The 13,448-nt window shown below is 65.4% G+C and carries 9 protein-coding genes; 4 read left to right on the top strand and 5 right to left on the bottom strand.

Translation table 11 applies throughout. From position 1 onward, the window contains the following. Positions 1-668: 668 nt before the first annotated feature. The 3 genes from ACI2L3_RS39210 to ACI2L3_RS39200 are packed head-to-tail and all read right to left on the bottom strand — an operon-like array spanning position 669 to position 4,112. Positions 669-1,301, bottom strand: coding sequence for a hypothetical protein (locus ACI2L3_RS39210; protein WP_404757261.1), 633 nt, complete (start codon positions 1,299-1,301; stop codon positions 669-671). Positions 1,302-1,308: 7 nt separating this feature from the next. Continuing rightward, the gene (locus ACI2L3_RS39205) at positions 1,309-3,603 is read right to left on the bottom strand and encodes a hypothetical protein (RefSeq protein WP_404757260.1); all 2,295 of its coding nucleotides are present in this window, start codon (positions 3,601-3,603) and stop codon (positions 1,309-1,311) included. Further along, complete coding sequence (locus ACI2L3_RS39200; protein ID WP_404757259.1) at positions 3,603-4,112, bottom strand: hypothetical protein; 510 nt, start codon at positions 4,110-4,112, stop codon at positions 3,603-3,605. Before ACI2L3_RS39200 ends, ACI2L3_RS39205 begins: the two co-directional genes overlap by 1 nt. Positions 4,113-4,444: 332 nt before the next feature. On the opposite strand from ACI2L3_RS39200, the gene ACI2L3_RS39195 reads away from it, so the two are divergent. From ACI2L3_RS39195 to ACI2L3_RS39180, 4 genes are all read left to right on the top strand, one after another. Continuing rightward, entirely contained in the window at positions 4,445-4,918 is a 474-nt protein-coding gene (locus ACI2L3_RS39195) for a hypothetical protein (RefSeq protein WP_404757258.1), read from the top strand. 1,604 nt (positions 4,919-6,522) lie between these two features. Next, a complete protein-coding gene (locus tag ACI2L3_RS39190; RefSeq protein WP_404757257.1) occupies positions 6,523-7,797 on the top strand; it encodes a S8 family serine peptidase in 1,275 nt (424 codons plus the stop codon). Positions 7,798-7,853: 56 nt separating this feature from the next. Continuing rightward, on the top strand, positions 7,854-8,192 hold the full coding sequence (locus tag ACI2L3_RS39185) for a WXG100 family type VII secretion target (RefSeq protein ID WP_404757256.1): 339 nt from the start codon (positions 7,854-7,856) through the stop codon (positions 8,190-8,192). Between the two features lie 57 nt (positions 8,193-8,249). Beyond that, on the top strand, positions 8,250-8,552 hold the full coding sequence (locus ACI2L3_RS39180) for a WXG100 family type VII secretion target (RefSeq protein ID WP_404757255.1): 303 nt from the start codon (positions 8,250-8,252) through the stop codon (positions 8,550-8,552). Between the two features lie 119 nt (positions 8,553-8,671). Here the strand turns inward: ACI2L3_RS39180 and ACI2L3_RS39175 are convergent, their stop codons facing one another. Continuing rightward, positions 8,672-8,977 carry a DUF397 domain-containing protein gene (locus ACI2L3_RS39175; protein ID WP_404757254.1) on the bottom strand — a complete coding sequence of 102 codons (306 nt, stop codon included), beginning with the start codon at positions 8,975-8,977 and terminating at the stop codon, positions 8,672-8,674. Between the two features lie 137 nt (positions 8,978-9,114). Then, on the bottom strand, positions 9,115-13,089 hold the full coding sequence (gene eccCa, locus ACI2L3_RS39170; protein ID WP_404757253.1) for a type VII secretion protein EccCa: 3,975 nt from the start codon (positions 13,087-13,089) through the stop codon (positions 9,115-9,117). Positions 13,090-13,448: the final 359 nt, after the last annotated feature.

Genomic DNA, 13,448 nt, shown 5'->3' with positions numbered 1-13,448 from the left:
TGTGTTGTGTTCCTCTGCCTTCATTGCAAGACGCCCCATCTCTCGACCAGTTGTGCTGCGCGGTGTCCGACGGCGTAGGTAGCCGTTGGGAGTGACGCCGCAGCGCCGCTGTGGCAGACACCCAGGGTCAGCATGACTCCGTATCGAAGCAACTTAACAACGGGCCGCCCTGTGAACGGTGTTGTTGCGTGCCTGCCCGACTGTGTTGGCCGGTAAAGGTTCGCCGGTGAGCCTCCTTATGACTTGTGGGTGGTTTTGCTCCACAGGCGTGTGCCACTCATTGGCTCAATCACAACTTATGCAGGCAACAGCCCAGCTGGGGCGCAATGCGCAGCGACTGAAGTGGCGTAGGGATAACTGGTGACTAACGCGGGCTGAAAGTGTTGAAGCGTTCCGGCGGCGCGTCAACTCGCTTCTCACAGAGCTCGAAGGTGCAGCAGGCGCCTCCCCGAAGGTTCTTGCGCAGAAGGACACCCGCGCTTCCTTCAGCGGCGCCGGCAGCGTCTTCCCCGAGGCCGAAGTGCTGTACTGGCAGTACGATCAGGTCCGCGAGCGGCTGACCTCGCTTTCGAAGACATTCCCTCGAAGAGGACCTGTGCCAGCGCTTATGGACGATCCAGACCCGGGCCAGCCGTCAGGAGATGCCCTGGCGAGGCGCCTCAGGGAGCCTAGATTCTTGACGGCAGCGTGCACTTGGACACCTTGTGTGCATAAGCGGCGGCGCTGACCGTCAAGTCGATGAGGCTCTTACGTGCTGTGGCCTCGCTGGCGTCTCCGCGCTTCTTAAGATCCACAACTACGCTGAGGTTGTAGCTGCCGCCCGGAATCTTTCCTTCTGGCACGCAGGGAACGAATGCTGCCGCCTTGTCAAGAGACACCACCCCGCGGACGCCTGCTTCGAAATGTGTAACTTTCGATGCTCCGCCCGCATCGCCTTGGAGAAGCTCATTCTCCCAAACCTTGGGTGGCTCGGCAGTCATCATGCGCGCCCTGGCGCTGAGGAGCAGATCTTGCTCGCTGCGAACGAAGCAGCTGGTCGAGAAGCTGCCACTGGCCTCTGTTGAGTAGCTACCCGGGGGCTCCTCATCGAATGAATAGTCAGAGCGATCCGGGAGTACCGCATTCAATGCGGCTATGGCTCGATCCGTACTCAGTGAATTGCACGAATCGGATGCTCTGATGGTCTCGGGATTATCTGACTGGGATGTGCTTGTCAGATAGATGACGCTTACCGTCAGGCTGGCGGTGATGGCCAGAGCGCCAAGGATGAGGTATCGCTTAGGAACGGTGATCACGATCATTTACCCTCTATCCGAGCTGCCCTGGAACGCCTTGGCCTTCGATATAGTCCTTGATGTTCACATGCGCCTGGCCGAATCCCTGCTCTGCCGCAGTGCTGGCGGCAGAGACGATATGCGATGAAGAGTTCTTCGACCTGCTGCCGGCTTCATGCGCAGATTGTTCGATGAGGCGATATGTGGAGTCGCGGGTCCCGTTGATGTCTTGCCCGCTTCGATAAATCACCTCACCTGAGCTGTCCTTCATAGTTCCATCCACAAGGGAGCCGATAATCTCATCTGCCGCAGTCCCGGTGATGCCCCCCACGATAACTCCGCCTGGACCTATGAGTGGCGCCGTGCCAAGCCCGATGCCGATTCCTACCGTCGTTCCTCCCCATGTGCCGACCTTTTCCATGACCTTGTTGTAATCGCTGTCCTTCGCGCCGTTCTCCAGTTCAGATTCGTAAGCCCGGCCCGCGCCAATTGTGCCTTCGATCTCTCCTCCGACACGCGCGACGTCTTCAATCGTCTTCTTCAGATTGTCGGCCTGCGTGAAATTCGGGTCATTGATGTACGCATCCGGATTCTTGAAGTGATATTCCATGATGGAGGTGGTATAGCTGTGCTGTCCCAGGTTTACTGCTGTATAGCCCTCAGGGTTTCTTCCGACCGTATAGAGGAACCGCGTGATGTCGGATTCCCCCAGCTTCGCCGAAGAGCCGGCGACAGGAAACAGACCCTCTTCGTCGACAGCACCAGGATGCAGGCCGCGATGTATATCGGGCATGTACTCGGCCGCGATCTGGCCCATACTGTCCGACATGTAACCGTTGTCGATCAGACGGTTTGGCTCCTCGGACACCGAAGAGAAGATGCTCTCCACGAGTTTGGCCTGCTCTGCATTGTGTGCACGGGTATCTGCCGTGGGCATCTCGCCTGCAGGGTGTCCTGTCGTGGCTGCCTCAAGAGCGAGAGCAAGGTTGTTTCGCCCCGTGTCGCTGCTCTCCCCCTCGCTGTCCGTCTCTGCGGGCCAGTCCCGTTCTTCGAAGAGATACTGAAAATTGGACAGAGTGGCAGGTTGCTTTTCGCCGTCCACCTCACGCTCAAATGGGTTTCCCTCGTCGTTCTTCGAGATGAATTCGGAATTGAAGAAAGACGTAGCCGCGTCAGGGCTGTTCGATAGGCCTTTCAGGTAGCCGGTCATGGGGTCCCACCCGGTGTCGCTTCCCGTCCGGTTGAGGTGCAGATCCGGCCCGATGCGCCTCCAGGCCGCGCCTTCGCCGTTACCTGTCATCTTCTTTTCGGCGTCAATCAGCCGAGAGCCGTAGTCGGTCAAGAACTGATCGTCGTAATTTCCCCAGCGCATGAGGTTGCTCATGACCTGGAACCCCATGGGTCCGCCATTCCCAACGGGGCGGTTTCCTAGATCCACCACCTTGCTCGTCCACTCGGTCATGCCGAGCGAGTCGCTTTGAGTGGCGGTGGCCAAGGTGAGACTGAGGTTCTTCTGAAGATCGTCGAATTTGCCGTGTCTCGCATGGTTCAGTTGTGGATTCGCGTTCGGGTCATTGATGTCAGCCCAGAACTCCAATGTCCCCTTTGCGCCCAGGTTGGTGGCGAACCGTTCTGAGAACAAGGCGTCGTCTGCGTACATCTTCAGACCGGCGTTGAGACGGTCAAATTCTGCGACACTCAGATCGGATGGATTCTTCTTCGCCAGTTTGGACAGCGCATCGGCTTCCGTGACGGCCTTGGCGGCGGCATCCCGGCTGCCATATTTGGAATCAGAGAACCCGAATCTGCTCTGGTCTGCGATCGCCTTAAGGACCTTACTCGCGGAGTTATCGCTCTCGGTTGCCTTGTCGAGGATCTTCTGAACGTCATCCCGAAGCGCGTCGACTTCAGCTTGTCCCGCTTCTTCGACTGACGTTCCTTTTGCAGCACGATCGGGATGGATGTTCATGACGACAGTAAAGCCGCCGCCACTGCTCGGCGAGACCGTCAAGTTCTTCTTCGCACCCGCCGCAATGACCTCGGTAAGTTTTTGTTGGTGCCTTCGCAGCTCACCCAAGGCGTCTCGGAGTATGTGCCAGATAGTCTCGGCCTGAGTGTGAGCATCGTTGAACTCTTCTGCCGTCTTACCGATGAACTCTCTCGAGACGGTGGCGTTGTATCCCGCCCAGTCGGCCTTCTTGGCCGCTCCCTTAAGCCCCTTCTCGGCATCTTCCTTGAGCTCGTCGAGTTTGTCGACCATCTTCGACCACTCGCTGACAGCATCATCGAGCAACTTGAATTCAGCGAAGCGGAGCGCGTCGAGGTCCATCAGTCGTCCTTTTTGCTCGGCGGGCCGTAGATGCGATTCTCTTTTCCGGGCCTGTCTACTCGCTCGTCGAACCCTGTATCGAGCATGTCGATGCTGCTCATCTGGCGCCTGATGTAATGCTCGTCGCCGGCATGCAACTTCTTTGTGACCTGCATGTGGTTGGAGATGTGCGCGCACGCGTCTCTGAGGGACTTGAGCTGTTCGTCCCAGCGCGTCGATACGTGCTGGAGGGCGGCACCCAGCGCGAAGCCCTGCCCTGAGAGGTCACCCGCGGCCTTGTCGCTACCGGAGAGTGCGCCCCGGCCCTCTTTCCACAGTCGGTCGTACAGCTTGAAGGCGTGTTCACCGATCTTCGCCAGATCAGCCTGGGCGACGCGCAGATCACCGTACGAGGCTGGGTCGGGTGCGGTGCTGCCCCCTGCGCCCGGCTCGACTTGGTTCAGCTGCATATGCGTCGACTGTCGGTCGGCCGCCTGCGCCTTCAGCTGTTCCCACTCGTCCCACGCCATGCGCCAGTCCCTTCCCCCATAGTCGGATGCGCTTCCCCAGATGACAGGGTCCGAAGCAACCTAGCAACTCGCCTGCCAGCGAGCCGTGTTGTCGACCGAAGATCGAACGGGTGGCCCAAGAACAGCTCTCGGAGGCCATATTTGCGGCTTCTGGGAGCCTACGGACACCATGCGACCGGTTCCTCGTGGCTTGATGTCAACCGCCCCGGCGTGTAACGAAGTTGGACCGCACACCGTGTGTGACTAGAGTGACACGGGCGCGATAAGTGACCACCAGCCGCGCCGCGATCACGAGAGGGTCGGGCAGGCAGGTAACGGGGAGGGAAGGCCTAGTGCTTCCTACGGACGGGCACGGGGATGCTGCGCCGTCTTCAGGCGCCGATGTCAAGCGCGGGCTGGAAGCGTTGAAGACGTTCCGGCGGCGCATCAACACGCTTCTTACTGAATTCGAAGGTTCGGCCGGCAGTGCGTCGAAGGTCGGTGCGCAGAAGGTCTCTAGGGGCTCCTTCAGTGGCTCTGGCAGCGCCTTTCCCGAGGCCGACGCTCTGTACTCGCAGTACGACCAGGTCCACGAGCGGCTGACCTCGCTCTCCAAGATGCTGGGCGATCAGATCGACGCCATGGGGATCGCGGTACACGGCGCCGACGTCGGCTTCGACAACCTTGAGGAAGACCTGCGGCAGCGCTTCTGGACGATCCAGACCCGGGTCGGCCGCCAGGAGCTGCCGGACGGGCACGAACGAAACGGCAAGCCTGATGCACAGGGCGGCCACGGCAGCGACAAGTCCGATGCAGGGTGGTCCTAGTGGGCTTCGAAGGGCATCGCCTCAACGACATGATCGACCTGGTCGAGCAGGCCAAGCCGGGGGACATGGAGAGCGCGGGGGAGGCGCTGCAGAGGGCGCGGAACGCGATCGCCGCGGCCGCCGGTGAGCTCGGGCGGCACATCGACAGGGTCGATTGGGAGGGTGAAGCGGGCCAGGCGTTCCGCAAGTGGGGCAGGAATCTGGTCAAGGACACGCACAAGCTCGCGGACTTCGCTGCTGCCGCGAGCGTTCATATGGCCTCGGCAGGTGCGGGGTTGGCGTCCGTCCGAGCCGCTATGCCGCCCCGGGACAACCGTGCCGATCCGAAGGCAGTGGAGGACATTCCCTCCCCGAAGCGGGTTGAGGGGAACGAGGAGTACGGCGCCGCTGTCACGGCGGAGAGACACCGTCAAGAAGCGATCAACCAGATGAACCGGTTGGCTTCGTTCTATCGGGTGTCACACGAAGGTATGGCGAGTCAGGAGCCGCCCACGTTCTCAGCGATGCCTGAGGTCGGGGTGCCGGAGCCGGTTCCGGGAGGCGGGTTCATTGCACCCGGGACTGGGAACGGGGAACAGCCCTCTGCGACAACCGCCGGCGGGACTTCTGCAGGGGCCCCTCCTCAATCCACTGCCGCGGCCATCTCGGGAGGAGAGGGCTCGTCGGATCGTTCCCTGCCCGCTCATCGTGAGGGGCTCGGCCCAATCGTCACTCCGGAACGTGCGGTGGGCACAGAGATTGACAGTGTGCATTCGATGCCTCCGCAGACCACCGCCCCAGTGCCCGGACCGCCGTCTCCGACCCCGGGCCCGACGCCCCACGACGGACTGCCGGTCCCCCCATTCGGGAGCGGCCGTCTGACTCCCATGCCTGGTGACCGCACCGCACGTGGACCGGCGCCTGTGGCGAGTTCGAAGCAGACGTCGCCGACGCAGGGGCGCACGGTGCCGAGCGCTCCCGGAAGAGCGCACGACAGCACCGGGCGCGGACCGGCGACGCCGACCGGTCGGACCGCGCCCGTCACCCCGACCGCGCAAGGGCGAAGTACAGGCAACCCCACGGCGTCCGGGCAACCGCCTGTGGGACGCAGCGTCACCGGCGGTACACCAAGACGTCTCGGTGAAATAGGCTCCCGGACCGGCATCCCGAACGCGACCGGCCCACAGCCGGCACAAGGCGTGGTCGGCGGTCGGCCCAGCCCAGGGCCGGCAACCGGGGCTGCAGGTCCCAGGGTGCCGCGGGGACCTGTCATCGGTGCCGAAGGTTCCGGGAGCTCCCGTGCCACGAACGGCAGCACCGGTCAGCGAGGGCTCGTGGGAAGCGCTCCGCCGAGCAACGGCGCCAGGCGGCAGGGGCCACGTGGTGTCGTCAGTGGTCCGGTCGGCGTGGTCGGTACTCCCAACACGGGTGAGCGCACCAGAGGAAGCCGCAGAAGCGGCTTCACCGCCGGGGGTACCGGTCTGGTCCGAAACTCCGACTGGGAAGACGGGGCGGAAGCACAACGGACCGACGATGCGGTCGAGGGCTCAGAGGCACAGCTGCCCCAGAGCCGACGCCATCTACCACCAGTGATCGACTAGTCCGTGGGCGAGGAAGTGCAGGGCATGGAGACGGGGCTCGACCGATGTGACAGGCGAAGTCCCGCGAGGACGAACCGTGAACGGAGACGGTTCATCGCTGCGGGCCCGGTGATCGGCGCGTTCACGCTTCTGTCAGTAGGGCTGGCTCCGAGTGCGGCTGCCGACGACGTTCAGTCGAAGCAGTGGTACTTGGAGGCGATGGAAGCGGAGAACCTGTGGAAGGCCAGTACTGGTGAGGGCGTCACCGTGGCAGTCATCGACTCAGGAGTTTCCAGGACTCCCTCTCTTCAAGGGCGTGTAAAGCCGGGCAGGGATTTCTCGGGGGCGCCCGGCGGCCCGCTGGACGACTACGAGAGCCATGGGACCACAATGGCAGAGCTCATCGTCGGGTCCGGGCGGGAGGGCCTGAGAGGTCTGGCCCCCGGAGCCGATGTCATCTCTTTCCGAATCGGCCTCGGGGAGAAGTTCAGAGATAAGAAGAAGAGTGGCATTACGGAAGCCATTAGGGCCGCGGCCGACAGCGATGCCCAGATCATCAGCATGTCCTTCACCGATAAGTACCTGAGGCCCAGCGAGCAGAAGGCCGTGGAATATGCACGGTCCAAAGGGAAGTTGATGTTCGCCGGTGTCGGAAATGACGCCGAAACGAAGAACTTTATCGGCTACCCGGCTGCATACCCGGACGTCGTCGGAGTGTCCGCCGCCGACAAGACCGGCAAGGTCGCCAAATTCTCCGAATTCGGAGAGTACGTCGACCTCGCCGCCCCCGGCCTCGACATCCCCCGCTGGTGCGACGAGACATTCCGCTCCTACTGCGCTGAAGGAGGCGGCGGTACCAGCGCCGCCACCGCCATCGCCTCCGCCTCCGCCGCCCTCGTCTGGTCCAAGCATCCTGACTGGACCGCCAACCAGGTCCTCCGGGTCCTCATCGACACCGCCGGCCGCGACTGGCCGAAGGACGAGCCCAGTGACTACCTCGGCTACGGACTGATCCGGCCGGCCCGCAATGTCGTGAAGGGCGAGGGGAAGCCCGGGCCCGCGGACGTCGACCCCATCACCAACAAGAAGGCTGCCGGTGCCGGTGCCGGTTCCGATGACGGCGGCTCGAAGTCTGACGCTTCCACGCCGCCGCAGCCCGCGAAGGAGGCGGCCTCGGACGGCAAGGGGGCTTCCGCCACCGAGGAGTCCTCGGATGAGGACAGCAGCAACTGGCTGTGGCCGACCTTGGGCGGTCTTGCGGTACTCGTGGTGATCGGCGGCGGAGCATTCGCGGCGAAGCGTGCTCGACGCCGGGCCTGAGCTCGGTACGACAACACCTGATACGTCCCAGCGACAGTTCATGAAGGGAGCCCGCCGTGGCTGACGGCCGGAAGTTGAACAACGAGCAAGTGGCGCTTCTGAAGAAGGAGATCGTGGGCAAGTACGACTCGGTCCAGAAGCAGCTCAAGCGCCTTCAGGGGACCCTGGACACGATGGAGACCCACTGGAAGGGCATCGGCGCACACGCCTTCGACGGGAAGCAGAGGGAGATCAATGAGCAAATGAGGGCGATCGGCGTCATTTTGGTGGACTTCCTCGATGGCATCAGTGGCAACGAGAAGCTCACCGAGGGACTCGAGGACCAGATCCGGTCGACGATGAGTGGTATCGATGTCGAGTACGGCGCCAAGCACTCGGCCATCAGTAGCTACTGAATCGATGAGCCGGTCGACCATTCGATTTCGCACACCTACCGAGAAACGGGGCAGGGCATGGCAAACGTCCACTTGAACGAACTCGCCGTCAAGTACAGCGGGCTTGACGTGATCGCTACTGAACTCGGCATTCAGGCCAAGCAGCTGGAGGCCGACCTCGCGGACATCAAGCGCGCTGTGGCCAAGGTGGCCGAGGGCTGGGAGGGCGAGGCGCACAAGGCGTACGTCGAGAAGCAGGAGAGGTGGGACAAGCACGCCCAGGCGATCCACCGCGCCCTCGTCGACATCGGCCAGAAGGTCGGACAGGCCGGCGGTGACTACCGGGGCGGCGACCTGAAGGGTGCCAGCTACTTCCAGTGAGGCTGGGGCGGTGCACGGAGAAGGGGTGGACGCGCGCGGGAGGCGTCCACCCCTTCTTCGTAGAACTGCCGCAGGGCTTCCGTAGGGCTTCGTAAGGCCGACGGAGACACGGACCGGCGTCACTCAGCCGCAGGGACCCCGCCATTGCGCACCGAAGGCTCCAGATCGAACTCCCCGTCCCGCGCCCCCAGGACGAACGCCCGCCACTCCGCCTCCGTGTACCGCAGCACTGTTTCCGGTTCCAGTGACGACCGCATGGCGACGGCGCCCTCGGGGAGATACGCGATCTCCACCCGCTCTTCGTGCTCCTCGGTGCCCGGGGCGCTGTGCCACTCGACGCCGGAGATGTCGAGGGCGTAGAGCTCCTCCTTCTCACGCTCCTTGCGAGCCTTGTCCTGCGCCTCGGTGTCGGGTGCGTCGGTCATGGCGGAGGGGTCCCTTCACAACGTACGAAAGAGCTGTGGACCTACCCTACTTGGGGGCCTCCTTCGCTGTTCAGAGGTTGGAAAGGCCCGGACGGATCCGATTCTTCCGCTCTCCGCCCGCGCCCCGTCCACGCCCCTCAGAACTCGTCGGCCACCAGCCCCGTCTGCACCATCGGCTTCCCCCGCTTCCGTGACACGAAGATCCCTCGCCCGGTCGGCATGGGACGCGGCCGTACGCCGCCCAGGATGTCGCCCTCGTCGGGATCACCCGCAAGGACGACCCCCTGCGCGCCCAGCTCCTTCATGCGCTGCATGAACGGTTCGTACGACGCCCGCCCCGCGCCCGCCGTCGACCGGGCGATGATGAAGCGCACCCCCACGTCACGGGCGAAGGGGAGGAGCTCGGTGAGGTTTCCGAGCGGGTTGCCGCTGGACGTGGAGACCAAGTCGTAGTCGTCGACGATCACGTACACCGTCGGGCCCTGCCACCAACTGCGTTCGCGGAGCTGCCGCGCGGTGACGTCCGCGGGCGGGGTGCGCCGCTGGATCAGGTCGGCCAGCGCCGCCATGTGGTGGTCCATGGTGTTGGACATCGGGATGTACTCGGCAAGGTGGGAGGCCGGGGTGGCGTCGAGGAGGGAGCGGCGGTTGTCGACCACGAAGAGTTTGCAGACGTCGCCGCTGTAGCGCTCCGTCAGCCGCTTGATGAGCAGCCGCAGCAGGTTCGACTTGCCGGACTCGCTCTCTCCGAAGACGAGGAAGAACGGGTCCTGCTCGAAGTCCACGAAGACCGGCTCGAGGTTGTTCTCGTCGAGGGCGAACGACAGGCCCCGGTCCGGGAAGACGTTGCCCGGGGGCAGGTCGCCGGCCGGCAGTTCCCGCGGCAGCAGACGGACCGCCGGAGCGCCCGGAGCCGTCCAGTGGCGGGTGACCTCGGTGGACATGGCTGCCGTGGCCTCGGCGAGATCCGTGTCGGAGGACAGCCCGTCGATACGGGGCACTGCCGCCATGAAGTGCTGCTTCTGCGGTGTCTGGCCGCGGCCGGGCACTCCGGCGGGGACGTTGGCGGCGACCTTCCTGTCGAACTCGGAGTCCATGGTGTCGCCGAGCCGCAGTTCGAGACGGTTCATGAGGTGGTCCTTGAGGTTCGCGCGGACTTCCATGGACCGTGACGCGGTGAGGATCAGGTGGACGCCGTAGCCGAGGCCGCGCGCCGCGATGTCGAGAACGGCGGGCTCAAGACCCTCGTACTCGGAGCGGAAGTTGCCCCATCCGTCGATGATCAGGAAGACGTCGCCCCAGGGCTGGTCCGTCACCGAGATCTCGCCGCGGGCCCTGCGTGCCCGGAAGTCGGCGATCGACGCGATGCCCGCCGTGCGGAAGTACTCCTCGCGTCGGGTCAGCACGCCGTACACCTCGGCGAGGGTGCGCCGCACCCGTTCGGGGTCGAGGCGCGAGGCGACGCCGCCGACATGGGGAAGCCCGGCGACGGAGGACATCCCGCCGCCGCCGAAGTCGAGGCCGTACAACTGGACCTCGTACGGGGTGTGGGTGAGGGAGAAGGCCGCGATCAGCGAGCGCAGCAGGGTCGATTTACCGGACTGCGGTCCGCCGACGATCTGCATGTGGCCGGCCGCCCCGGCGAAGTCGCACCACAGGGTGTCGCGGCGCTGTTCGTACGGCTTGTCGACCAGGCCCAGCGGGATGACGAGGCGTCCCGCTCCCTCGTAGCCGGGCTGGGTGAGGCCGCGCCCTTGCACTGCCGTGAGCCCCGGGAGCAGCGAGTCCAGTGACGGCGGGCTGTCCAGCGGCGGCAGCCACACCTGGTGGGCGGCCGGACCCTGCGCCTCCAGGCGGCGCACGATCACGTCCAGGACGGTGTCGGCGAGCGCGTCGTCCGTCTCCGGCCCGGTGGCGGCCCGCGGTTCGGGCACGGTCACGGCCGCGTAGTGCACCGGCACCTCGGCCGCGGTGAACAGCACCGGCCGGCGGTCCACGGGGCGTGGGCCGCCTGAAGCCGCGGCCTGCCCCGACCCCGACCGGTACACCCCGGAGACGTACGCCGCCTTGAAACGCACCATTTCGTCCGTGCCGAACTTCAGATAGCCCGACCCGGGCACGTTCGGCAGGTGGTACGCGTCCGGCACCCCCAGCGCCGCGCGCGACTCGGCGGCGGAGAAGGTGCGGAGCCCGACACGGTACGAGAGGTACGTCTCCAGACCCCGCAGCCGCCCTTCCTCCAGGCGCTGCGAAGCCAGCAGCAGATGCACGCCGAGCGAACGGCCGATGCGGCCGATCTGCACGAACATGTCGATGAAATCGGGCTTGGCGGTGAGTAGTTCGCTGAACTCGTCGATGACCAGGACGAGAGAGGGGATGGACTGGAGCGGCGAACCCGCCACCCGCGCCTTCTCGTAGTCGTGGATGTTCGCGTAGTTACCCGCGTCCCGCAGCAGTTCCTGTCGGCGGTTCAGCTCGCCCCGGATGGAGTCGCCCATGCGGTCGACGAGGGTGAGGTCGTCCGCCAGGTTGGTGATGACCGCGGCGACGTGCGGCATCTGCGCCATGCCCGCGAACGTCGCACCGCCCTTGAAGTCGGCGAGGACGAAGTTGAGGGTCTCCGAGGAGTGGGTCACGGCGAGGCCGAGCACCAACGTGCGCAGCAGCTCGGACTTGCCGGAACCGGTGGCCCCCACGCACAGCCCGTGCGGGCCCATGCCCTCCTGCGCCGCCTCCTTGAGGTCGAGCATCACGGGGCGGCCGTCCTCGCCGACGCCGATGGGGACACGCAGCCGTTCCGCGAGCGAGCGGGCGCGCCACGTCCGCCTCGTGTCGACCGAGTCGGCGTCACCGAGGTTGAGCAGGTCGGTGAAGTCCAGGTTGGCCAGCAGCGGTTCGTCGTCATCGCCTCCGGACGGAACGCGCAGCGGGGCGAGCTGCCGGGCCAACGCCTCGGCCCCCTCGTACGAAAGGACATCCGGAGTTCCTTCGTACACCAGGCCGTGGTCCGACTCGATCCGCAGCGCCCCGGGACGCACCGAGAGCGACAGACCGCCGCGCCCGTGCGCGAGTTCGCCCGGCACGACTTCCACGACCGTCACCCCCTGCAGCCCTTCGAGTGACGCGAGGGCCGCCGTCGGAGGCAGCGACAGGTCATCGAGTATGACGACGACGTGCGGCTCGTCCGGCAGAGGGGACCCCTCGGGGTGGAATCGCGGCCGCCCCTGCAGCCGGGCGGTGAGCATGGCCTCCAGTTCGACCGCGTCACGGGTGATGAGCCGGCGACTGCCCGCTCCGTCCGCGGCCCCCGGGACCTGGCTGTGCGGCAACCACTTGGTGAACTCCCAGGCGGGCGCGGCGGCCGTGCCCGCCCCGACAGCGATCACCAGATCCTGGGGGGAGTGCAGCGAGGCGAGGGACGCGGTGAGCGCACGCGCCGTGCCCCGCACCGTCTCGGGGTCCCCGCTGATCGTCACGTGGTAGAAGGCGCGCAGCGAGATGGCCATGGGCAGGTCTTCCAGCGTGCTGTGTGCGGCGAGGAAGCGCTGCATGGCGCCCGCGGTGAGCGGCTCCAACTCGTCCACCGGCCCGGTCTCGGGTGGCACGAGGGGAGTGGCGAGCGACTGCGGCCCCAGACCGATGCGCACCTGTCCGAAGTCCGCGTCGCCCGCGCGGCGCTCCCAGACCCGGCTGCCTTCGGCAACCAATGCCCACAACTGCTCGGGGGAGGGGTGCAGGTAGTACTGCGCGTCGCGCTGCGCCCGCGCCGTGTCGACGGCGGCACGGCGAGTCTGCTTCAGGTATCCGAGGTAGTCGCGCCGCAGGTCCGCCAACTGCCCCTGGTTTCCCCGGCGGTAGCGGATCAGCATGGCCACGGACATGGCCACCGTCGACGCCACCATCACCATGCCCATGACCTTCATGAACGGGTGGGCGCTCGGCATGAAGAAGAACACCACGGAGCCGCCCATGCCGAGCATGGGCAGCAGCTGCATCATCGCCCCCTCCTGCTGCCCGCGCGGCAGCTCGGGCGGGGGTTGCAGCACGACCTCGTCGGTGGGGACCGCGGAGGGCAGCGTGCGCGGCGGGCGCTTCACGACGATGTGGCTCACTGAGCACCAATTCCCTTGTAGGGGCGGGCGTTCCGTCCGCCGCCCGGTGGCCGGGCGATGCGATCGCCGTGTGATCCTACTGACACCGCCAGTCACCACTCGGGGATAGGGTGCCGGATGTGCACATGAGTGGCGGTTGAACCGGCCAGTCTGCGGGCGGGTCAACCGGCCGAAGTATGGGGGCATTTCGGGGTATGCGGCGGAGGGACGGCCCGACAATCAGCCAGGAGGGCCGGTTTCCGCGCGCCGCGCCGCGTGATGCGACACAGTCGGTGAACAGGGCGCGGGCGCCACATCAGCACCACAGGCACCGGAGCCGACCGCGACCGACGGCGACAGCGGCATCAGCATTGAGGGGG

It is taken from the genome of Streptomyces sp. NPDC029674 (assembly GCF_044903205.1).
Taxonomy (GTDB): Bacteria; Actinomycetota; Actinomycetes; order Streptomycetales; family Streptomycetaceae; genus Streptomyces.
The sequence above is the reverse complement of the archived record's forward strand: the minus strand, read 5'-3'. Positions and strand labels throughout refer to the sequence as shown.